Origin of the sequence: Rhodococcus sp. 1168, assembly GCF_002091955.1 — a bacterium.
In the GTDB taxonomy this organism is placed as follows: domain Bacteria; phylum Actinomycetota; class Actinomycetes; order Mycobacteriales; family Mycobacteriaceae; genus Rhodococcoides.
Map to the genome: position 1 here is coordinate 61,968 of NZ_MKKY01000084.1, position 21,347 is coordinate 83,314.

Annotated in this window: 18 protein-coding genes and 1 riboswitch; of the genes, 9 read left to right on the top strand and 9 right to left on the bottom strand. The window is 63.8% G+C overall.

Annotation, left to right across the window (positions count from 1 at the left end; genetic code table 11):
- Window positions 1-52 precede the first annotated feature (52 nt).
- Window positions 53-889, top strand: a complete 837-nt coding sequence (locus BJI47_RS19450) for a DUF559 domain-containing protein (RefSeq protein WP_088945291.1) — start codon at window positions 53-55, stop codon at window positions 887-889.
- A 71-nt stretch (window positions 890-960) separates the two neighbouring features.
- On the opposite strand, the gene purD is transcribed toward BJI47_RS19450, so the two are convergent.
- From purD to BJI47_RS19465, 3 genes are read right to left on the bottom strand one after another with little or no spacing between them, the layout of a single operon-like run.
- Window positions 961-2,211 carry a phosphoribosylamine--glycine ligase gene (gene purD, locus BJI47_RS19455; protein WP_088945292.1) on the bottom strand — a complete coding sequence of 417 codons (1,251 nt, stop codon included), beginning with the start codon at window positions 2,209-2,211 and terminating at the stop codon, window positions 961-963.
- Window positions 2,212-2,252: 41 nt separating this feature from the next.
- Window positions 2,253-4,271 carry a glycosyltransferase family 39 protein gene (locus BJI47_RS19460; RefSeq protein WP_088945293.1) on the bottom strand — a complete coding sequence of 673 codons (2,019 nt, stop codon included), beginning with the start codon at window positions 4,269-4,271 and terminating at the stop codon, window positions 2,253-2,255.
- Window positions 4,268-5,512 (bottom strand): bifunctional glycosyltransferase family 2/GtrA family protein, encoded by a 1,245-nt coding sequence (locus BJI47_RS19465; protein ID WP_088945294.1) that lies wholly within the window; start codon window positions 5,510-5,512, stop codon window positions 4,268-4,270. The genes BJI47_RS19460 and BJI47_RS19465 overlap by 4 nt, the downstream gene beginning before the upstream one ends.
- An 80-nt stretch (window positions 5,513-5,592) precedes the next feature.
- Here BJI47_RS19465 and BJI47_RS19470 point away from each other — a divergent pair, with 80 nt between their 5' ends.
- Window positions 5,593-6,018 carry an HIT family protein gene (locus tag BJI47_RS19470; protein WP_088945295.1) on the top strand — a complete coding sequence of 142 codons (426 nt, stop codon included), beginning with the start codon at window positions 5,593-5,595 and terminating at the stop codon, window positions 6,016-6,018.
- Window positions 6,019-6,040: 22 nt separating this feature from the next.
- Window positions 6,041-7,414 carry an MFS transporter gene (locus tag BJI47_RS19475; protein WP_088945296.1) on the top strand — a complete coding sequence of 458 codons (1,374 nt, stop codon included), beginning with the start codon at window positions 6,041-6,043 and terminating at the stop codon, window positions 7,412-7,414.
- 159 nt (window positions 7,415-7,573) lie between these two features.
- On the opposite strand, the gene BJI47_RS19485 is transcribed toward BJI47_RS19475, so the two are convergent.
- Window positions 7,574-8,968, bottom strand: a complete 1,395-nt coding sequence (locus tag BJI47_RS19485) for a HAMP domain-containing sensor histidine kinase (protein ID WP_088945298.1) — start codon at window positions 8,966-8,968, stop codon at window positions 7,574-7,576.
- On the bottom strand, window positions 8,965-9,663 hold the full coding sequence (locus BJI47_RS19490; protein ID WP_088945393.1) for a response regulator transcription factor: 699 nt from the start codon (window positions 9,661-9,663) through the stop codon (window positions 8,965-8,967). Before BJI47_RS19490 ends, BJI47_RS19485 begins: the two co-directional genes overlap by 4 nt.
- Before the next feature lie 84 nt (window positions 9,664-9,747).
- Window positions 9,748-9,811, top strand: a riboswitch (guanidine-III (ykkC-III) riboswitch).
- Between the two features lie 14 nt (window positions 9,812-9,825).
- Between BJI47_RS19490 and BJI47_RS19495 the strand changes: the two genes are divergently transcribed.
- Window positions 9,826-10,140, top strand: a complete 315-nt coding sequence (locus BJI47_RS19495) for a multidrug efflux SMR transporter (RefSeq protein ID WP_088945299.1) — start codon at window positions 9,826-9,828, stop codon at window positions 10,138-10,140.
- A 25-nt stretch (window positions 10,141-10,165) separates the two neighbouring features.
- On the top strand, window positions 10,166-10,966 hold the full coding sequence (locus BJI47_RS19500) for an ABC transporter (protein ID WP_088945300.1): 801 nt from the start codon (window positions 10,166-10,168) through the stop codon (window positions 10,964-10,966).
- Here the strand turns inward: BJI47_RS19500 and BJI47_RS19505 are convergent.
- Together BJI47_RS19505 and BJI47_RS19510 are read right to left on the bottom strand one after the other, a co-directional pair.
- Entirely contained in the window at window positions 10,960-11,661 is a 702-nt protein-coding gene (locus BJI47_RS19505; protein WP_088945301.1) for a dienelactone hydrolase family protein, read from the bottom strand. The two genes, BJI47_RS19500 and BJI47_RS19505, sit on opposite strands and share 7 nt — an antisense overlap.
- A gap of 9 nt (window positions 11,662-11,670) precedes the next feature.
- The gene (locus BJI47_RS19510; protein ID WP_088945302.1) at window positions 11,671-12,816 is read right to left on the bottom strand and encodes an acyl-CoA dehydrogenase family protein; all 1,146 of its coding nucleotides are present in this window, start codon (window positions 12,814-12,816) and stop codon (window positions 11,671-11,673) included.
- A gap of 94 nt (window positions 12,817-12,910) precedes the next feature.
- Here BJI47_RS19510 and BJI47_RS19515 point away from each other — a divergent pair, with 94 nt between their 5' ends.
- The 3 genes from BJI47_RS19515 to BJI47_RS19525 all read left to right on the top strand — a co-directional run bounded on the left by BJI47_RS19515 (window position 12,911) and on the right by BJI47_RS19525 (window position 18,503).
- Window positions 12,911-13,480, top strand: coding sequence for a TetR/AcrR family transcriptional regulator (locus BJI47_RS19515; protein WP_088945303.1), 570 nt, complete (start codon window positions 12,911-12,913; stop codon window positions 13,478-13,480).
- A gap of 206 nt (window positions 13,481-13,686) precedes the next feature.
- Window positions 13,687-16,320 carry a YhgE/Pip domain-containing protein gene (locus BJI47_RS19520; RefSeq protein WP_088945304.1) on the top strand — a complete coding sequence of 878 codons (2,634 nt, stop codon included), beginning with the start codon at window positions 13,687-13,689 and terminating at the stop codon, window positions 16,318-16,320.
- Window positions 16,317-18,503, top strand: a complete 2,187-nt coding sequence (locus BJI47_RS19525; RefSeq protein ID WP_088945305.1) for a YhgE/Pip domain-containing protein — start codon at window positions 16,317-16,319, stop codon at window positions 18,501-18,503. The genes BJI47_RS19520 and BJI47_RS19525 overlap by 4 nt, the downstream gene beginning before the upstream one ends.
- A 65-nt stretch (window positions 18,504-18,568) precedes the next feature.
- Here BJI47_RS19525 and BJI47_RS19530 read toward each other — a convergent pair whose 3' ends face one another.
- Window positions 18,569-19,087, bottom strand: coding sequence for a hypothetical protein (locus tag BJI47_RS19530; RefSeq protein ID WP_088945306.1), 519 nt, complete (start codon window positions 19,085-19,087; stop codon window positions 18,569-18,571).
- Between the two features lie 104 nt (window positions 19,088-19,191).
- On the opposite strand from BJI47_RS19530, the gene BJI47_RS19535 reads away from it, so the two are divergent.
- Window positions 19,192-20,793, top strand: coding sequence for an NAD(P)/FAD-dependent oxidoreductase (locus BJI47_RS19535; protein ID WP_088945307.1), 1,602 nt, complete (start codon window positions 19,192-19,194; stop codon window positions 20,791-20,793).
- Here BJI47_RS19535 and BJI47_RS19540 read toward each other — a convergent pair.
- Window positions 20,790-21,236 carry an STAS domain-containing protein gene (locus BJI47_RS19540; protein WP_088945308.1) on the bottom strand — a complete coding sequence of 149 codons (447 nt, stop codon included), beginning with the start codon at window positions 21,234-21,236 and terminating at the stop codon, window positions 20,790-20,792. The two genes, BJI47_RS19535 and BJI47_RS19540, sit on opposite strands and share 4 nt — an antisense overlap.
- Window positions 21,237-21,347 lie beyond the last annotated feature (111 nt).

Here is a 21,347-nt window from a genome sequence, read left to right on the forward strand (position 1 = left end):
AGATCTCGTTTCGAGCCCCCGACAGTGCCGAGAACGGTGCACCGTTCTCGCCATGGGGGTGTACACACGCATGCAGCTCGAAGAATCAGGTATCGGTCGATCCGGCATCACCCGACGGATGCGCAGTGGCAGCATGATCCGCTTACTGCCGGGTGTCTATTCGGACCCGGAACCGTCGTACTACGAACTGTGTGTGGCGGTGACGCTATGGCGCGAAGATGCAGTGTTGAGCCACCTCAGCGCCGCGTGGTTGTGGGATCTACTCGACACCGAGCCCACAGTCGTTCATGTGACCCTGTCCAGGAACTCACGGATCAACGGGCCGAGCTGGCTGAAAGTACACCGACGCTCGGTGTCGCCCGAAGAGCACCGCGGATTCCAGGTCGTATCGGCGGTGCAGTGCTTTGTCGATGTGGCCGCCGCAATGCGGGGTCTGCCTTTGGAACAGTTCTTCGACCGGTGCATCTCCTCACGTGTGTCGTGGAGAGATGTCACCGACCACTGTGAGTCCGCCAAAGGAATGGCGGGCATGCGAGAGGTTCGTCGGCAGCTCGAGAAATGTTGTCCGGGAACCTGGTCGGAGCCAGAGCGCCTGGTGGCACGGGCTGTGTTGGCACGAGGTATTCGGATGGAGATCAACACGGCGTTGGGCCGATACATCGTCGACTTGGCCTGTCGGCTGGCGCGGGTGATCGTCGAAATCGATGGGCGCCAGTTCCACATAGATCCGCGGACATTCGACAACGACCGCGTACGGCAGAACACGCTGGTACTGGACGGCTGGTTGGTGCTGAGATTCTCTGCGGCGACGGTGAACCGCGATCTGGATCGAGTTGCCGATCAGATAGCCGCGGTGGTGCGGCGCCGTAGAAAGAGTAGGGGTGCATGAAGCTCCACTATTGCGCGAAATCTACCGAACTCGGGAAATTTCACGCAATAGTGGAGCAAAACTCACGGGGCTCACAAAGAGATGCGCCCCTCGAGGGCTGCGAGGCCGATATCGGTGCGAAAGTGGCTACCCGGCAACCGGATCGACTCGATCTTCGAGTACGCATCAGCTCGGGCAGCAGCGAGGTCAGCACCTGAACCCACGACGCTGAGCACCCGGCCACCCGCGGAGACAATCTTGCCGTCCTTCGCTGCGGTACCTGCGTGGAAGACGCCGAGACCCCCGGCTCCGGTGATCGCATCTCCGGTGCGCGGGCGGCCAGGGTAGTACTCCGCAGCCAGGACCACGGTAACCGCAGCGCCGTCTTTCCATTGCAAAGGCGCCAACGAAGCCAGCGTCCCGGTAGCTGTCGCGTTCAATGCCTCACCGAGAGGAGAATCGAGCAATTCGAGAACTGCCTGCGTCTCGGGATCGCCGAAGCGACAGTTGAACTCGACCACTGCAGGGCCGTCGACGCCGATCGCGAGGCCCGCATACAGCAGACCGGAGAACGGGCAGCCACGCTTGACCATCTCAGCGGCGACGGGCTCGACGACCTCGCTGACGATCTGGTCCACGACGGCCTGCGGAAGCCACGGAAGCGGGGTGTACGCCCCCATGCCGCCGGTGTTCGGTCCGGTGTCGCCGTCGCCGACACGCTTGTGGTCTTGCGCCGGCAACAGGGGCACTACCGTCTCGCCGTCGACGAGGCAGAACAGCGACACCTCGGGTCCGTCGAGGAAGGATTCGAGTAACACCGGATGCCCGGTTTCGAGGAGTTCGGCAGCGTGGTCGCGAGCGACGAGCCGATCGGTGGTGACCACGACGCCCTTGCCGGCCGCGAGCCCATCGTCCTTGACGACCCAGTTGGGTCCGAAACGGTCGAGTGCCGCATCGAGCTTCGCTGGTGAATCGACGATCTCACTGTGCGCCGTTCGGACGCCGGCCACAGCCATGACGTCTTTGGCGAACGCCTTCGAGCCTTCGATACGGGCAGCCGCTGCGGACGGTCCGAAGGTAGTGATCCCGGCCTCGCGCAACGCGTCGGCGACGCCGAGTACGAGCGGAACTTCCGGCCCGATGACTACCAGGTCCGCTTCGACCTTGCGAGCCAGTTCGGTGACCGCCGCACCCGAGGCGACATCTACGGGGTGTTGCTCGGCCAGCTTCGCCGTTCCTGCATTACCTGGGGCGACCAGCAGCTTGCTGACCTTGGGGTCCTTGCTCAAAGCAAGGAGGATGGCGTGCTCACGAGCACCGGAACCTATGACGAGTACGCGCACAGTGGACAAGAGTATCGGCTCGACCCGCTCCGAGCGAAAACTCAGTTGCTCAGGTCGTACACCGTCACGCTGTCCACCGTGGTCGGGGTGTAGTTGGCGGCTACCCATTCCGCTATCTCGGACGAAGTGCCGGTGTTACTGCCACCCATGCCGCTACTACCTGCGATGAAGTAGTGGATTTCGCCGTCGGCAACGTACTGCTGGAATTCAGCGAGTGTCGGCGACGGATCACTGCCGTTGAATCCACCGATCGCCATGACCGGGTCTTCGGTGGCCAGTTGGTAGCCGGCGGCAGTGTTGGAGCCGACTGCTGCCGCGACCCAGGTGTAAGAGTCGGCATCTTCCCCGAGGAGCGAGGTTATGGCCTCTGTCGGCGAGCTGCCCTGGAGCAACCCTCCGGCGCCACCGCCGGTGCTGCCGCCGCCACGTCCATCCGTCGTGCCGCGTCCATCCGAGGCGCCGCCGGGAACTGCCGCCGCACCCGGTGTTGCTGCTGCTTCCGGCGCTTGTCCCGGGCCACCGCCATCGCGCATGCCACCCGTGCCGCGAGCTCCGCCGAAGCCTCCCATGACACCTGTACTGGGCCCCGCGGAGACGATGGAACCGGTGTGCGGGGTTGCAAGCGTGTCGGCGGTGTAGGAAGTAGGACCTGCCAGTCCTGCGAACATTACTGCGAGAATCGAGGCGACCGCGAGCTTTCCACGTGTCATTGCAGGAATCAGCACCAGCACTGCGCCCAGGATGCCGACGCCGAGGATCGTCCAGCGAAGCCACGGCTGGAATCCTGCGCTGCGGTTTAGCAGGACCCATGCCATCGCCACCGCGGCCAGTGTGGCCACAGCCATTGCGATCCGAACCCAATACCGCTCGCGATGACGCCATGCGAGTACGCTTCCTGCGCCGATCAGCGCAGCGATCGGCGGTGCAAGAGCCACCGTGTAATAAGAGTGGAAAATGCCGGCCATGAAACTGAATGTCAACCCGGTTACCAGCAGCCACAATCCCCATACCGCAAGCGCCGCACGCTTCGGATCGGTTCGATCAATTTTGCCGCGCAGCACAATTCCGACGACAAGAATGATAAGAGCCGATGGGATCAGCCACGCAATCTGGCCTCCCTGGGACGCGTCGAACATGCGGGTGATGCCGGTTTCACCCCACCTGCTGCCGCCTGCCCCGCCGATTCCGGGACCAGCGTTTGCGCCACCCGGAGTCACACTGCCGGTCTCGTTACCGCTCAGGCGACCGAGTCCGTTGTAACCCAAGGTGAGTTCGAGGATCGAATTGTTCTGCGAGCCACCGATCCACGGCCTCGACGACGCAGGCCACAGCTCGACAATCAGGAGCCACCAGCCTGCGGACACGATCGCGGCACCGAGGGCGGCGAACAACTGTAGGAACCGTCGACCGAGCTTCGGTGGGCCTGCAAACAGGTAGAGCAGCGCAATCGGCGGGATCACAAGCATCACTTGCAACTGTTTGGTCAAGAATCCGAAGCCGACGAATATGCCGGTGAGCACGAGCCATCGAGTGCGTCCGTCTTCGACTGCACGCATCGACGCCCACACCGCCGCGATCATCAGAAGTACGAGCAGCGCGTCGGGGTTGTTGAAGCGGAACATCAGGGCTGCGACAGGGGTGACCGCCAGCGTCAGACCTGCGAGAAGCCCCGCCGCAGAACCGAATTGTCTTCGGATCGTCGCCCACAGCAACGCCACGGAACCGACCCCGAGCAACGCCTGTGGGATCAGCATCGCCCACGAACTCAGTCCGAAAATTCGAACCGACAGCGACATCAGCCACAGTGACATCGGTGGTTTGTCGACGGTAATCGAGTTCGCCGCGTCGGAGGAGCCGAAGAAGAACGCCTTCCACGACACCGACCCTGCCTGTATCGCAGCGGAATAGAACGAATTGGCCCAGCCGGACGCACCGAGCCCCCAGATGTAGGCGACGGCAGTACCGACGAGGAGCGCGCCGAGACCGATCCACTCCCAGCGGGGACCTGACTCGGGCACTGGCTCGGCTGATTCCGGTTGTCGTTCGATCAGTGTCGTCATTGAACTGCACCTTCTCTGGTTCGGAAAACCCAACGAAGGGCAACGAATCGACATACCGTTGCGACGAGATTCGCCACCACGAGGACGGCAAGTTCGAGGTGTCGGGATGCTCCTGGCGCCCATGCGTGCAGTAACGCCAGTGCACCACTGGTCATGAGCAGGGCGAAGGCGAAGACGATCAAACCCTGAATCTGATGCTTGCCTGCGCTCTTCGAGCCCCGAATTCCGAACGTGAAGGCTCGATTCGCCGCGGTATTGAACACTGCGGTGATCAGTAGACCGCATAAGTTCGCGGCCTGCGCTCCGATCAATGGGTGCAGGACCAAGTACAGCAGTGTGTACGCTGCGGTGCTCGACACCCCGATGATGGCGAACCGAACCAGCTGTCCGACCATGCCGCGCGGCACACCTGGCACCAAAGGCTCCCGTCCGAGGCTTGTGCGCAGCTCGGCGATCGGCAGGGCGCCGGAGGCTAGAGCTCTCCCGACCCGCCAGCACCCCTGGAGATCCTTGATCGCAGTATCGACGATGTCGACGCTGCTGTCGGGGTCGTCGACCCAGTCCACCGGAACTTCATGGATACGAAGTCCGACCCTCTCGGCGATGACGAGCAGTTCGGTGTCGAAAAACCAACCGGTGTCCTGAACGAGCGGCAATAGCTCCCGGGCGACGTCCGTCCGGATGGCTTTGAAGCCGCACTGCGCATCCGAGAAGCGTGCGCGCAGCGAGGTACGCAGAATCAGGTTGTAACTGCGTGAGATCATTTCGCGTTTCGCGCCACGCACCACCCGCGAAGATCGGTTGAGTCGAGATCCGATCGCGAGGTCGGAGTGTCCGGACACGAGCGGGGCGATGAGCGGCATCAGCGCATTGAGATCGGTGGAGAGGTCGACGTCCATGTAGGCCACGACGTCGGCTTCGGACGCCGACCACACTGCCTTCAGCGCACGCCCGCGTCCACGGTCGTTCAGGTGGTGGACGCGGACTCCGTCGATGTCACCGGCCAGAAAATGTGCGACGGCGAGGGTGCCGTCCGTGCTGGCGTTGTCGGCGATCGTGATCTGGGCGCGAAAGGGAACGTTCGCATCGAGGTGCTCGTGTAGCCGCCGAACGCACTGTTCGAGATCGTCTTCCTCGTTGTACACGGGAATGACCACCTCGAGGGTGGCGGTGGCCGTCGAGTCCGACTCTCGGCGGTGTTCTTCGTTCCGTCCGGCTCGAAGTAGTGGGTTCGCTGTCATGACACCAGGTTCGGGCCTCGACCTGCGACGTCCCTGCCACCGAGCTGGCAATCAGCTGTGATCCGCCTATCCTTGCAACTATGGCATCGGTCTTCAGCAAGATAATCAGCGGCGAGATTCCGGGACGATTCGTGTGGCAGGACGAGGACGTCGTGGCGTTTCTGACTATTGCCCCGGTCACTCCAGGTCACACGCTCGTCGTTCCTCGCGAGGAAATCGACCAGTGGCAGGACGTCGACGGCGCTACCTTCGCCAAGATCACGGCAGTCGCCCAGGTCATCGGCACCGCGGTGCGGTCGGCTTTCGATGCGCCGAGGGCAGGACTGTTGATTGCAGGGCTCGAGGTCCCACACCTACACCTGCACGTGTTCCCTGCCTACGACATGGGTAACTTCGACATCTCAGGGGCGGACCCGAACCCGTCACCGCAGTCGCAGGACGAGGCTGCTGAGAAGCTGCGTGCCGCGCTCCGCGAGGCCGGTCACGGCGCCAACGTTCCTACCTGATTTCGCTCGGTCCCCCACCCGGATGACCATCATCGACTCTGCCGTCGACCAACGACGGTCTCTCACGATCGCTGCCCTCGGCACCCTGCTTACTCTTGTCGCGTTCACGTCACCGCTGGCAACGATCAACTCCACCGCTGCCACCCTCGGCAGCGACACCGCCGGTAAGACATGGATTCTCAGTTCCATGAGCATCGGGCTCAGTGCGGCACTGCTCACCACCGGAACGCTCGCCGACGATTTCGGAAGGCGCCGCACGTTCGTTCTCGGCGTACTCGTGCTGGCGGTCGCCTCGGTGGTCTGCGCCGTGTCACCGAATACGGTGATCTTCGTCCTTGCACGCGTACTGCAAGGACTGGGCGGCGCCGCCGTGATCGCGTCGAGCCTCGGGATCATTGCGCATACTCACCCGGCAGGACCGGTCCGGGCGCATGCCAGTGGCGTCTGGGGTGCCAGCCTGGGCGCCGGAATCGCACTCGGCCCGCTCCTGGTCGCGACGCTCGATCGGCTGGCAACCTGGCGTGACGCCTATTGGCTCGTCGCGTTCGGCGGCGCACTGCTCGCCGCCGCCGCACATCGACTCGTGCGGGAGTCGACCTCGGATACCCCTCGTGGACTCGATCCCGCCGGCGCGCTTCTGCTGGCGTTCGGGTTGAGTGCTCTTCTCGCTGCCCTTGTCGAAGGGCGCCAAGGATGGGCGCGGCCTCTGCCGTTGAGTCTGTTCGCGTTATCGGCGGTGTTGTTGGTCGTGTTCGTCGTCGTCGAATATCGAAGTCGCGCGGCAATGCTCGATCTGAAACTGTTCACCCAGCCGGCGTTCGTCGCAGCTACTGTCGCGGCAGTCGTCACCGGTGCGGGGATCATCGCATTGATGTCGTTCATGTCCGGATTTCTCGGTAACGCCTACGACATCGATGCCTTGGGCGCGGCACTGTTGCTCTTCGCCTGGTCCGCGACTTCCGTCGTGACAGCCCTTCTTGCGCGACGTATTCCAGCCCGCGTCACCGGCGGTGTGCAACTGGCAGCAGGTCTGATCGGGGTTGCGATCGGGCAGCTCGCAATGCTCGGTCTCTCGGTGGACTCGACTTGGCTTCGACTTCTCCCGGGCCTGCTGTTCGCAGGCGTCGCGAGCGGAGTACTGAACGCAGCACTCGGACGTGAAGCCGTCGCGAGCGTCCCGGCCGGACGTGCCGGAATGGGCAGCGGCGCGAACAACACCGCCCGCTATGTCGGATCTGCGGTCGGGGTGACCGTGGTTGCGGTGCTGGCGGTACCGCGAGGAACGAGTTCTCCTGCCGCGCTCGTCGAAGGTTGGAACTCCGCAGTCCTGTTCACCTCCGCGGTATCGGTAGGCGGCGCACTGGTCGTGCTGCTGTGCCGAGGAAAGAAGAACTAGAGTTGCTCGGGTCTCCCAGTGATCCGTAGCGCAACTGCATTCGAAGCCTTGCCTTCGTAACCAGATTCGCGAAGTATCGCCGAGCGGTAGCCCGCGAGCCCAGCGGACCGCGGGTACGATCGGCGTGCGCCCCGTGAATTTTGCTATGCACTCCTTGGCCTATGCATCCACCCGCGGAAGCTCGACGCGGAAGGTCGCGCCCTGTCCCGGTGTGCTGTCTACGGTCACGGTCCCGCCGTGCGCGCTGACCAATGCGGCAACGATCGACAATCCGAGTCCGCTGCCACCGCTTTCGCGAGTGCGTGAGGAATCGGCACGATAGAACCGTTCGAAGACGTGCGCGGATTCTTCTGCCGACAGTCCAGGGCCGGTGTCGCGTACTTCCAATAGCGCTGTCGTGTCGGTGGTTCCGACGCAGACCATGATCTCGGCTTCCGGCGGGGTGTACCGGATCGCATTGCCCATCAGGTTTCCCAGTACTTGACGCAACCGTGCATCGTCCCCGCTGACCTCTGGAATGCCAGGACCAGGAAGCATTTTCAGAGAAATTTCACGTTCCGGAGATACAGCTTTGGCATCGAGGACAGCGTCGGTCGCCACGGACAGCAGATCGACGGTGTTCATCTCGAGGGGCCGTTGAGCATCCAATCGCGCCAACATCAGCAGGTCCTCGACGAGCAGGCCCATCCTGGCCGCTTCACCTTCGATCCTGTTCATCAGCAACGCGATATCGCTCATGGCGCCTTGGCGGTAGAGTTCGGCGAATCCTCTGATCGTCGTCAATGGCGTTCGCAGTTCGTGGCTCGCGTCCGCGACGAAGCGTCGCATCTTGTCCTCCGAGGCGCGTGCCGCCTCCTCCGATGCTGCACTGGCCGCGAAAGCGCGCTGGATTTGCGTCAGCATTCCGTTGAGGGCCGCCGACAGTTTGCCGATCTCGGTGCGCTCACTGCGTTCGGGAACACGCTGGTGCAGGTCACCGGCAGCGATTGCTGCGGCGGTCTCCTCGACCTCGACGAGCGGCCGCAGACTGCGGCGAACGACGAAGTATGCGACAACGGCAAGCACCGCGAGGACCACTGCGCCGATGATCGTTTGGAGCACGATCAATCTGTCGACAGTAGTTTCGACCGCGATGAGCGGCTGTGCGACCAGAGTCGAACCGTTCTGGTTGCTGATCTTCAGGACACGCCATTCGGTGCCGCCGCCTTTCGACCCCACGGACACCGGAGCTCCGTTCGGGACGCCGTCGGTGTCGGGAACGCCGATGTCTGCATCCGGTGTCAGCACGAATCTCGACTGCCCTGCAGGGTCGGTCACGTCGACGTAGAAGTCGCTCGGCGGTCGACCTTTCGACGAGGACGGCGGCGGGCCGTCGAAACCCCGCGGTTCTGCCCACGTGCGGGATGCCTCGACGAGAGATTGATCGACACGTCGGACCAGCGAAGATTCGAGTGTCGACGTCACAGCGATTCCGGACGCCAGAAGTCCGGCGGCGACGAGTAACAGCAGCGCCGCCACCAGTGTGAATCGCAGTGGCGTGTTGCGAAGCCTCACCGCGACTGCCGCATGACGTAGCCGACGCCCCGGAGGGTGTGGATGAGGGGCTGGTCCCCGGTGTCGACTTTGCGACGCAGGTAGGACACGTACGATTCGACTACACCTACTTGGCCGCCGAAGTCGTAGTGCCACACGTGATCGAGAATCCTCGGCTTGCTGAGCACCGTGCCCGCGTTGATCATGAAGTAGCGCAGGAGCGTGAACTCGGTGGGTGAGAGCGACACCGGCTCGCCGGCCTTCCACACTTCGTGCGTGTCGTTGTCGAGTTCGATGTCCGCGAAAGAGACTCGCGACGGCGTCGCCTCTTCCGTCTTTCCCGATCGCCGAAGAATGACGCGCAGGCGAGCAACGACCTCTTCGAGGCTGAACGGCTTGGTGACGTAGTCGTCGGCACCGAGCGTCAGGCCGCTCACCTTGTCCTCGACGGAATCCCGGGCGGTGAGAAACAGCGCTGGTGCCTCGACGCCGTCTGCCCGTAGTCGACGCAGAAGCCCGAAGCCGTCCATGCCCGGCATCATGACGTCGAGGATCACCGCTTCGGGGCGAAAAGTTCTCGCCTTGTCCAGACCCTCCGGACCCGAAGCGGCAGTCTGGACGTCGAAGCCTTGGAATCGGAGACTGACCGACAGCAGTTCAAGAATCGTCGGTTCGTCGTCGACAACCAGGACGCGCGTTCGAGGTGGATCGCTCACCTCACCATCATGAACCGGATGCCTGCGCACGTGCTGGACGCTCGCTGTGATGTTCCTGTGAACCTTCGGGTTGCGGTACCGTCGTGCCAGTCTCTTCATGACTAGCGGACGAGCGCACCGTACCCGGCCTGCGACAAGACGGTGCATGGGAGTGTTGTACGCATGGCTTGGTTGATCTTGGTCGTCTCCGGCGCCTTCGAAGCAGTCTGGGCAACGGCCCTCGGCAAGTCCGAAGGATTCTCCAAACTTGGTCCGACGCTCGTGTTCGCCGTCGCTCTCGTGATCAGTATGGGCGGTCTCGCACTCGCGATGCGCACGTTACCGACCGGCACCGCCTACGCGGTCTGGGTCGCGATCGGCGCGGCACTCACCGTCACCTACGCGATGATCACCGGCGACGAGGCCGCGTCGTGGATCAAGGTCGCGCTGTTGATGGGCATCGTCGGCTGCGTGGTCGGCTTGAAGGTCCTTCCATGATGTCTCCAGCGGTTACAGTAAAACCATGAACTGGGTGTCGGCGATCACATTCCCTGCGCGTGCCGGGATCGCAATGACGGAAACTGCGCTGCAAGTGACCAGCACGGTCCTCTCCACGACCCGATTCGTCCTGGAATCCGGCGCCGCCAACCCGTCGAACCTTGCATCGATTGCGAATCCTCGCGGCGGCACCATGGCGTTGCTCGCGCAACTCGGCCAACTGACCTCCGAGGATCGCGCTTTCGGCAACGCCCTTCGCGAAGGTGGGCCGCTGGACCGGCTCCTCGCACCCGGCGGCGTCGTCGACCGATTGACCGCGGAGGAAGGCACGCTGGAAAGGCTGCTGGCCGACGGCGGCCCGGTCGATCGGGTGACCGCCACGGGCGGGCCACTCGACAGGTTGCTCGCCGAGGACGGCCCTCTCGAACGGCTGCTTGCCGAGGGCGGGCTTCTCGATCGGATCACCGCCGTCGAAGGTCCGCTCGAGCGGCTCACCGCGACCGATGGTCCCCTCGAATTGCTGACGAGGGAGGGCGGAATCATCGAGCGGGCACTCGAGGAAGGCGGCCTGCTCGAACAACTACTCTCCGAGGGCGGCGCCATCGAACGCCTGACGGCGAAGGATGGACCCCTCGATCAGCTCGTCAGCCTGTCCGAGACGTTGTCTTCGCTGGCCCCGAACCTCGAACGTATGGGTGTCAGTGTCGACATCCTGCAGGATTCGGTCGAGATACTCTCGGCTGCAGTAAACCCGCTGGGCGAATTGGTCGGACGGCTCCCCAATCGCTGGCTCAAAGGGAAGCAGCCCGTGTCCGAGCTTCAGTGAAGGTGTCGATCGAAGAAGTCGAACACCCGGGCAAAGGCGTCTTCGGCCTGCTCGTCTTTGAATCCGAGACCGCTGATGCGTTGTAGAACCGCAGCTTTCTTGTTGTCAGGGAGTGCGTTTGCGAAACCGTGACCGGCGCCCGGATACGTCTTGACATCGTGCGGGATTCCCTTGTCGGACAACACTTTATCGAGCTTCTTGCCGGCACCGATCAAGCTCGGATCGTTCTTTCCGTACGAAGCGACGATCGGGCATGCACCGTCGAGTGCCTCCTCCATATCCTTCGGTGAGACTCCGTAGAACGGCGCGCTCGCTCCGAATCCCTTCGGCGACAACAGTAGAGCGAATCCACCGCCCATGCAGAACCCGACTATCCCGACGCTGTCGGTCGCATCCTCACGCGTGAGCAGATACTCCCGAGCCGCGAGCAGATCGTCCACGGCGACTCCGCTCTGCCCGAGAAGCGCACGGAAGACCCCGACGACGCACTTACGCATTCCACCTCGGCTGTACAAGTCGGGTGCAAGCGCAAGGTAACCCTGGTCGGCGAACCGGCTCGCGATAGCTCTGGTGTCCGCATTCAGCCCGAATGCGTCGTGCACGATCACGACACCCGGCCACGGCCCATCCCCCTCGGGGATTTCCAGTACAGCGGCAATCGGGCCTGCGGGGGTGTCGACCCAAATGTCAGCCATCCCCGAAGATTAACCCACCGACCGCAGCCCCCGCGCGATCACGAGACGCTGAATTTGGTTGGTGCCCTCGAATATCTGAGTGATCTTGGCGTCCCGCATGTACCGCTCGACACGGAAGTCGCGGGTATATCCGTATCCGCCGAACACCTGGACTGCGTCAGTGGTCACCTTCATCGCGGCATCGGTGGCTATGAGCTTGGCGACGGATGCGCTTCGCGAGTAGTCGAGCCCGTTGTCGCGGCGTCGGGCGGCGTCGATATACGTAGCTCGGGCAGAGTCGACGGCGGCAGCCATGTCGGCCAGCAGAAATCCGAGCCCTTGGTGGTCGACGATCTTCTTGCCGAATGTCGTGCGTTCGTTCGCGTAGGCCACCGCGTCGTCGAGGGCGGCTTGGGCGATTCCGACGGCGACCGCGGCAATACCGAGACGGCCGGAATCGAGTGCACTGAATGCGATCTGCAGGCCCTGACCCTCGGCACCGATGCGGCGTTCGGTTGGAAGGTAGGCGCCGTCGTAGTGCGCCGAGGTCGTCGGTACCGAGTGCAGTCCCATCTTCTCCTCGGGCTTGCCGAAGGTGAGCCCGTCGAGGTCCTTGGGCACCAGGAAGCAGGAGATGCCCTTCGACCCTTCACCGGTGCGTGCGAAGAGGTTGTAGAAGTCCGCGATGCCGCCGTGGGTGATCCACGCTTTCGCTCCGGTGACGGAGTATCCGTCACCGGATGGCACCGCCTTGCAGGTCAGGGCGGCGGCGTCGGATCCGGCCTGCGGCTCGGACAGGGAGTAGGCGCCGATCTGCGAGCCGCCGAGCATCTCCGGCAACCAGCGTTGCTTCTGCTCTTCGGTTCCGAATGCCAGTAGCGGCGAGCAGGCGAGACTGTGCACGCTGACGGCTACGGCGACCGCGGCCCATCGCGACGCCAACTCTTCGAGGACCTGGAGGTAGACCTCGTAGGGCTGCGCTCCGCCACCCCATTCCTCGGGGAACGGCAGGCTGAGCAAGCCTGCCTCACCGAGTTGAGCGAACACGCCATCCGGATACGACTCGGCTTTTTCGTGTGCGTCGACGATCGGGTCGAGCACTTTGTCTGCGACGTCGCGGGTGAGCTGGATGAGATCTTTGGCTTCCTCGGTGGGCAGCAGGCGATCGACGGGCACTGGGCACTCCTCACGAAACCACGGACAGTACTGGAATGATCCTCACAGTACTGTACACAGTACTGCGCCGTCGAGTGCAGTACTATTTCGCGGTATGACCGCAGCTCACGCGACTGCACGGCGCGCCCAGCTCTTCGACCAACTGGTCGCACTGTTCCTCGACGAAGGATTCGCACACCTGACGCTCGACGACATCGCGGCACGCCTGCGATGCAGTAAATCGACGCTGTACACGTTGGCCGGGAGCAAAGATGAGCTCGTGCGGACTGCGACCGTACACTTCTTCCGTGGTGCGACCGACCGTGTCGAGGCATCCATCGCAACCCTCGAAGGGACCGGCGCGCGACTGACCGAGTATCTGTCGGCGGTCGGCGTCGCGCTGCAACCCGCGTCGGCCCAGTTCATGGACGATCTCGCAGCGTTCCCCCCTGCCCGCGAGGTCTACGAACAGAACACCGCCATCGCCGCGCAACGCGTGCAGCAACTCATCGACGAAGGCACTTCGGCCGGGGACGTCCGCGGAGTCCATGCCGCGTTCGTTGCCGATGTGGCCGCGACGACGATGGCTCGAATCCAGAGCCGCGAAGTAGCCGAGCGCACCGGGCTCGAAGACTCGCAGGCCTACGCCGAACTGGCCGCACTGCTGACGACCGGTATCACCTGATCGATCGCGCTTCGGCTGATTCTCGCTTACGGGCCCGTCAGGAGTCGACAGTGACGCCTATCGCGCCTGCTTGCCCGGTGAGCGAACGAAATGTCGTCTCCACCGGTAACGGTTACAGTTCGAGAGGATCGACCCGCCCAGACCGACTACCCCGGCAGTCCGGCATCGCCGTTCGGCCCCGAGACGTGACCCGCAGGGAGATATAGATGCGCAACGTCTTTCGCGTGCTATCGCGAGATGTCAAACGGCTCGCGCTCGTGCGCAAAGCGTGGATCGTCATCCTCGGCGTCATGATCACCCCATCGCTGTATGCCTGGGTCAATATCTCGGCCTTCTGGGATCCGTTCTCGGAAACAGCGAATGTCAGCGTCGCGGTCGTGAACCAGGACGAGGGTGGCACCTCGACCGCGACAGGTGATGTCGACGTCGGCAGTCAGCTGATCGACCAGCTCGAGGAGAACGACCAACTCGGGTGGCAGTTCATGGACGAGAACGACGCGATGGAGGCGGTCAGGAGCGGATCCAGCTACGCAGCCATCATCATCCCACCGGATTTCACCCGTGATCTCCTCAGCATCACCTCCGGCGCTTTCACGCCCCCAACCCTCACGTACTACGTCAACGAGAAGGCGAACGCGGTCGCTCCGAAAATCACCGACGTCGGCGCAACCACCCTCGACACGCAGGTCAACAGCACCTTCGTCTCGGTCGTAGCCAAGGCGGTCACCGAGGAGTTGACCAACGCCGGTGACAACGTCGAACGCAAGCTGAAAGACGCCCAGAGCAACACCGTCGACACGCTCGATCGGGCAGTCGGCACGGTTGCGTCGGCGCGCGAGCGAATCGGAGATATCAGGGACGGGCTGTCTGGCACCCGGGGTGGCCTCACCTCGGCGGGAGACACGCTCGGCACGGTCGACGCCACACTGGGCGAGGTACAGACCGCCGTTGGCCAGGCTCGACAGATCGCAGACGAGGCGCAGCAGGAACTGGCCGACTTCACCGGCTCGTTGACGACCGCCTACGTCTCGGGCGCCACGCTTCTGGCCGACGCCGCATCGACGCTGAACGGGTCGGTCGCGAGGGTGACCTCGGGGCTCGAGCGCGCAGGCGTCGCAGTCGGTTCCGGGCTGGACGACGCCGACGAGGTCGTCGCCAGAACCGGCGAAGCACTCGGCGAAGTCCAGGCACTACTGGCCGCGACGGTTCCGAATTCCGAGCTGTCCGCTCGATTGAGCGAGGCTGTCACCGGGCTGCAGGACCGCATCCCCGACGACCAGAACATCCTCGCCCGCGTGCAGCAACTCAACTCCGTCGTGGCCGAGGCGACGACGGCGATCCGGAACTCGGCGGACGCCATCGACACCGCCGCGCAGGCTGCGGGTTCCTCGGCGCGGTCCGTCCGAGACGTCCTGTTGCTGACGGGGCCGGAACTCAACGGCGCGATGTCGCGACTGTCGGCGAGCGCGGGGGCCCTGTCCTCGGCGATCGATTCGCAGCGCGCGCAGCTGGGGCAGGCGCAGAGTCTGCTCACGAGTCTCGGCGGCCAACTCGATGCGACGTCGACGGCGCTCGACGCGCTCGACGGCAATCTCGCCGGGGTGGAGGCCGGACTCGATCGCGTGCGGACCGACGTGGTCGCGCTCAGCACGGCGGACGCCTGGGACACGCTCGGCACTCTGACAGGACTCGATGCCGAACAGATCGCGCAGTTCATGGCATCGCCAGTCGAGGTGGACGAACACCCGGTGTTCCCGGTCGCGGCCTACGGCTCTGCGATGGCACCCCTGTTCGCGAACCTTTCGCTCTGGATCGGCGCGTTCGTACTCGTGGTCATCTTCAAGCTCGAAGTCGACGAAGAATCGATCGACGGGCTGACGGTCAGGCAGGCCTATCTCGGGCGGTGGATGCTGCTCGCCGCGATGGGCGTCGTCCAAGCGTTGGTCCTGTCGATCGGCAACCTCGTCATCGGTGTGGAGACGGTCGGTGCTTTCGTGTTCGTGGCTACCAGCGTGCTCATCGGTTTGGCGTATCTGAGCATCATCTACGCGCTCTCGGTCGCCCTCGGATATGTGGGCAAGGGGCTGTGCATCCTGCTCGTCATCGTGCAGATCCCCGGCGCGGCGGGCCTGTATCCGATCGAGCTGATGCCGGGGTTCTTCCGCGCCCTGTACCCCGCTCTCCCGTTCACCTACGGTATCGACGCCATGAGGGAGACGATCAGCGGCTTCTACGGTGACCACTATTGGAAGAACATGGCAGCTCTGGCGGTGTTCGTCGCCCTTTCGTTCATCCTAGGGCTCGTTCTACGTACCCGGCTCGGCAACTTCGCTCTGCTGTTCAGTCGCAAGATTGCCACCACGCAGCTCTTCGCGACCGAGGACGTCCACATCACCGGGCGCCGCTACCAGCTGCCGCAGATCATCCATGCACTGTCGAACGGGGGGCGATACCGGCAGGTTGTCAGGGCCAGGGCACGTCGATTCAGGCAGAACTATCCGACTCTGCTGCGAGCCACCTTCGCCGTCACCCTCGTGGTCATGCTGTCCCTCGGACTCCTCGCGTGGCTGATCCCCGGCGGTAAGGCCCCGCTCCTCGGCCTCTGGGTGTTGTTCTCACTGCTCATCATCGGCTTCCTGGTGATGCTCGAATACGTCGAGCAGAGCATCGGCTTCGCCGAAGAACTAGGCGGGATGTCCGATGCCGAGCTGCGCCGGGAGCTCGTGCTTACCGGCACCGGGCACGATGCGAGGATCCCGAGTACATCAGAAGTAGAGGAGGAGAGGGAGATACCTGAGGTGGATCCCGACGGACGAGTCGAACGGGGTGAGCGCGAGTGAGGAACATATGGACGCTCGTTCGCCGCGACCTGCGCCGCAGCGCCACCAACGTGATGGCGATCATCGTCCTGTCAGGGCTGGTCATGATCCCGTCGCTGTTCACGTGGTTCAACGTCATCGCCACCTGGGACCCTTTCGGCAACACCAAGAACCTCACGGTCGCGGTGGCCAACACCGACGAGGGGTACCAGAGTGACCTCATCCCGCTGCGCGTGAACATCGGCGAGCAGGCGATCTCTGCGCTGCGAGCGAACAACGATCTGAACTGGGTGATCACCTCGCGGGACGACGCGATCGAAGGCACGAGGTCGGGAGAGTACTACGCCGCCCTCGTGCTACCGCCGGAGTTCAGCGCAGACATGATGACGTTCTATGAGGACGGCGGTAAGCGGACCGCGATCGAGTACTACACCAACGAGAAGAAGAACGCACTCGCCCCCAACATCACCGAGCAGGGCGCGACCGAGGTATCGACGAACATCAACGAGGCCTTTTCTGCCACGCTCGGTGAAGTAGGACTACAGATCGTCTCCTCGCTCTCCGAGGAGCTGAACGACCCCGGCACCCAGCTCGCCTTGTCCCGCCTCGAAGCTGGAATCGGTCAGGTCGCGGCGCAGCTCCGGTCGGGCGCGGGCACCGCGGATATTTTCACCGCACTGATCTCATCGAGTGTCCCACTGCTGACAAGCGCCTCGGACCTGGCCGTATCTACGGGCCGCGCGCTGCGCCAGGCCTCCGACGCCATCAGCGGCGGTGCAGACGCCGCACGTTCGCTGAAGTCGACTTTGGCCTCGGCAGCGGGCTCGCTCGGCGGTGCACTGTCGGCGAGCGACGAGAGCTATCAAGCGGTGTCGGACCGTATCGACGACGTCTATGCATCACTCGACGGCCAATCGAGCAGCAGCGCGGACACCCTCGAGGCGTTGGCAGCACGGGTGCAGACGCAGATCGATCAATATGTCCGCGCGCGTGACAGTGCTGTGGGCACGGTCTCCCCGCTGATTCCCGACATCGCCAGGGGCGCCTTCGACCTCGTAGTCTCACGGCTCGGCAACGCCATTGCGCGGCAGCAGGCGCTGCAGGACGGCCTCGAGGACGCGGCGCTACAACTGCGAGGCAACAGCGCCGATACGGGCTCCGCCCGCCAAGAGGCACTCGGCCTGGTTGCTGACGCGAGGGAAGCTATCGGGAGCGCCAAGACTGCCTACGACACCAGCCTGAGGCCGAAGCTCGAAGCCCTCGGCTCCACTCTGTCCTCGATCGACGACGGCATAGCGACGGTCGGCAACGACCTGTCCACTGCTACGGCGACACTCTCCGGCGGTACGGACTCGCTGCTCGATCGCCTCGCACAGGTACAGTCGACGACCTCGTCGGTCTCTGATTCCCTCACGGATGCGGCCGACCGCTTCGACGGACTGTCCATCGCGTTGGCGGAGGCCATCGACACGGGAGACCTCGGCGCACTCACCGATGCAATCGGCAACGACCCTGGAATGCTGGCCACCTCGTTGTCGAAACCCGTGCAGCTCGAGCGGGTGCCGGTGTTCGCCGTGGCCAGCTTCGGTAGTGCGATGACTCCGCTGTACATGATGCTGGGATTGTGGGTGGGCGCGCTGCTGGCGGCGGTGGCGATCCGCGTCGATGTGCCGGCGGGAGCACTGCCGGAGGGTGAGGCGTTGACTCCCGATCAGACCTACATCGGGCGGTACGGGATCTTCGCACTCGTCGGGTTCGCGCAGAGCACACTCGTCAGCCTCGGCTTGATCCTGTTCGTCGAGGTGGAGCCCGCACACCCGTGGCTACTGATACTTGCCGCCTGGGTGATCTCCCTCGTCTTCACACTGATCACCTACACGTTCGTCGTGGCGTTCGGTAATGCAGGCAAGGCGCTCTCGGTACTTCTACTCGTCTTCCAGATCGCCGGTTCCGGGGGCGCATACCCATTGCAGGTGCTCCCACAATGGTTCCAGAACATCAGCCCGTTCCTACCCGGGACGCATGCCGTCGACGCGATCCGCGCAGCGATCGCGGGAGTCTACGACGGTGACTACTGGAAGTCGTTGGGTTGGCTCGTACTGTTCATCGTGCCGATACTGCTGCTGGGGTTCGTGCTTCGGCGGCCGTTGATGGAGTACAACAAGAACCTGTTGCGCGAGCTCGAGTCGACCAAGCTCATGTGACGGCCGGGCGGCGGGCTCAATCCTGTGAAAGATGAGCGCTTTCCACTGCTTTCAAGGCGCTACGCTCACTGCTCTCGCGCAAGTAGCGCCCGTCGATCGCGTGCTTCCTGTACCGCAGAACGAATGAGGTCGGAGTCGGAACCGTCTGCCCTCGAACCGATTTCGAGCTCGATGACGTCGTCCAGCACCCGCGCGGGCAAGCTTTGCACCAGCTGTGGACGCACGGGGAGTATACCCACCACGAAGATGTGCTCGATCGTCTTCGCGTCGTGCATTTCGGCGACGATCTCGGCGACGGTCTTCTCCCCTACGCGGTGTCGTGGCGGAGTTCCGGACTCGACCGTAACCGAACTCGTCGCGACGCCCCGAGCATCGAAGGTGTCTATATCGGCGCCCCGCTGATCCACGGAGACGACGGCATAGGGACCTGCCTCATGGAGCGGTTCGGGTTCGGCGTCCACTCTCGGAACACCGACGAACCGCGCCTCGGTCTGCTCGGTTCCCGGCTCCAGGTCGGACGCGTCCCGCGCGGCCTCGACGGGCGCCCCCGCGGACACCGCGTCGTGCACCGAATCTGTCTGCATGTGCTCGCATTCCCCGCTCGTCGACATCCGAAGGGGTTGCCCAGGTCTCCGAGTGCCAAACATCACGACCGTTGTGTCGTTCGCCGAGACGTACCGTAGGACTCATGACACTTCGCACTGTGGACGCCGTAGTGATCGGCGCCGGACACAACGGACTCGTAGCGGCTGCTGCACTGGCAGACGCGGGCTGGGACGTAGTGATCCTGGAGGCCGGCACCGAACCCGGTGGCGCTGTCCGCAGTGCCGAGCTCATACCAGGATTCGACATGGATCTCTTCAGTGCCTTCTATCCGCTGGGGGCTGCGTCGCCCGTGATGACCTCACTCGACCTAGAGAATCATGGCCTGCGGTGGTCGCGTTCGCCCACCGTCTACGGCCACGCACGCTCATCGAGGGACGAGTCCGCTCCCGTCGTCCACAACGACGTCGCCGATACCGCTGCGGCTCTGGCCGAATACGACCGTCGCGACGGCGATGCCTGGTTCGACCTTTTCGATCAGTGGACGAAGATCCGGAAGCCGATGCTCGACGCCTTCTTCGGACCGTTCCCGCCGGTGCGCGCCGCTGCGTCGTTGGCGAGAACCTTGGGTGCGGCGGACACTCTGCGGTTCGGGCGGTTCATGGCTCTACCGGCACGCGTCATGGCGCACGAGCTCTTCCGGAGCGAGGCCGCCAGGTGCCTCCTGTTGGGCAACGCCATGCACGGTGATGCCCCTTCCGACGCGCCCGTCAGTGGTGCGATGGGTTATCTGCTGACGATGTTGGCGCAGGACGTCGGATATCCGGTGCCTACGGGTGGCGCGAGCAAGCTCGCCGACGCGCTCGTAAGCCGTGCAGGCAAGGCGGAACTATGCTGCGGCAGCCCGGTCGATCGCATCGATGTCACCGATGGACGTGCGTCAGCGGTTCATACGAAGGGTGGGGACACGGTGTTCGTCCGTCGGGCTGTCATCGCCGACGTCTCCGCACCGATGCTCTACGGTTCCTTGCTTCCGGCCGACGCGGTACCCCGACGGGTGCACGAGGACCTCCGCAACTTCGAATGGGATACCCCGGTGGTCAAGGTCAACTACGCCCTCGACCGCCCCATCCCGTGGCGCTCGACAAGCCTCTCGGGTGCCGGGACCGTGCATCTGGGCGCCGACGACGACGGCCTGGTCCGATGGTTGACCGATCTGACCACCGGGGTGCTCCCGGACCGTCCGTTCATGCTGTTCGGACAGATGACCACGGCAGACGCCTCCAGATCACCGGATGGCACCGAGAGCGCCTGGGCCTACACGCATCTGCCGCGCGGAGTGACCGACGACGCGTCGGCCGATACTGTCGCCGACCGGGTACGCGAGGTGCTCGAAGAACACGCCCCCGGGTTCAGCGGGTCGATCATTGCCGAGGTGGTACAGCGACCGTCCGATCTGATGGCAGAGAACGGCAATCTCTACGGCGGCGCGGTCAACGGGGGAACCGCACAGTTGCAGCAACAGTTGATCTTTCGCCCGACACCAGGACTCGGACGTTCGGAAACCGTCGTCGAGGGGCTGTTCCTCGGTAGCTCTTCGGCGCACCCCGGAGGAGGAGTTCACGGAGCAGCCGGGATGAACGCTGCCCGCGCGGCATTGGGTCAGCAGGGCCCGCTCGGCCGGATACGAAAAAAGGTGACCAGCTCCTTACTGGAGCTGGTCACCCGAGATCGAGAAGAGCCCTAACGCTTCGTTGCCGCTTGGACGGCGTCGGCAACTCGAACGAAGACCTGCACGGCAGGTTTGAGAGAAGCAGCTTCCAACAACCGATGTACCGGGTGTCCCTCTACGAGAGACCAGCTCGACCCTGCTGCTTCGGTCGCACTGTCGAGTGCGCTGAAGACGGTCAGGCCGGCAATGCCGAAGAAGCCGACATCGGACAGGTCGAGTACGAGATGCCGGTGAGCGTCGATGCGGGTGGATGCGAACTCGGTCAGCATCGGTGCACTACGGATATCGATGTCACCGTGAACGCTGACAACGAGCGCGGTCGAGCCGACCGGTACGGCTCGAAAGATTGCGCCGGTAGCAGCCACGGACACCGAGGTGTCTGCTGTGGCATGAGCATTCAGCGCGGTCTGGTTGTGTGCGGTTGCGTCGTCTTCGACACCGCGTGGAGTAACAGTCATAGCCGTCCCATCGTCTTTTCGATCGGGAGGGAAACAGTGCAACAGCGGTACCAGTCGAATGTGAACATCAGTTCCGCTAACGGCTGAGACAGCCAGGGCGTCTCCCCCGAC

Bases quoted from the DNA above. Each gene is read 5' to 3' on its own strand.
- BJI47_RS19535 (WP_088945307.1), top strand. From the start codon at position 19,192: ATGACACTTCGCACTGTGGACGCCGTAGTGATCGGCGCCGGACACAAC.
- BJI47_RS19520 (WP_088945304.1), top strand. From the start codon at position 13,687: ATGCGCAACGTCTTTCGCGTGCTATCGCGAGATGTCAAACGGCTCGCG.
- BJI47_RS19495 (WP_088945299.1), top strand. From the start codon at position 9,826: ATGGCTTGGTTGATCTTGGTCGTCTCCGGCGCCTTCGAAGCAGTCTGG.
- BJI47_RS19450 (WP_088945291.1), top strand. From the start codon at position 53: ATGGGGGTGTACACACGCATGCAGCTCGAAGAATCAGGTATCGGTCGA.
- BJI47_RS19470 (WP_088945295.1), top strand. From the start codon at position 5,593: ATGGCATCGGTCTTCAGCAAGATAATCAGCGGCGAGATTCCGGGACGA.
- BJI47_RS19515 (WP_088945303.1), top strand. From the start codon at position 12,911: ATGACCGCAGCTCACGCGACTGCACGGCGCGCCCAGCTCTTCGACCAA.
- BJI47_RS19500 (WP_088945300.1), top strand. From the start codon at position 10,166: ATGAACTGGGTGTCGGCGATCACATTCCCTGCGCGTGCCGGGATCGCA.
- BJI47_RS19475 (WP_088945296.1), top strand. From the start codon at position 6,041: ATGACCATCATCGACTCTGCCGTCGACCAACGACGGTCTCTCACGATC.
- BJI47_RS19505 (WP_088945301.1), bottom strand. From the start codon at position 11,661: ATGGCTGACATTTGGGTCGACACCCCCGCAGGCCCGATTGCCGCTGTA.
- BJI47_RS19460 (WP_088945293.1), bottom strand. From the start codon at position 4,271: ATGACGACACTGATCGAACGACAACCGGAATCAGCCGAGCCAGTGCCC.
- BJI47_RS19540 (WP_088945308.1), bottom strand. From the start codon at position 21,236: ATGACTGTTACTCCACGCGGTGTCGAAGACGACGCAACCGCACACAAC.
- BJI47_RS19530 (WP_088945306.1), bottom strand. From the start codon at position 19,087: ATGCAGACAGATTCGGTGCACGACGCGGTGTCCGCGGGGGCGCCCGTC.
- BJI47_RS19465 (WP_088945294.1), bottom strand. From the start codon at position 5,512: ATGACAGCGAACCCACTACTTCGAGCCGGACGGAACGAAGAACACCGC.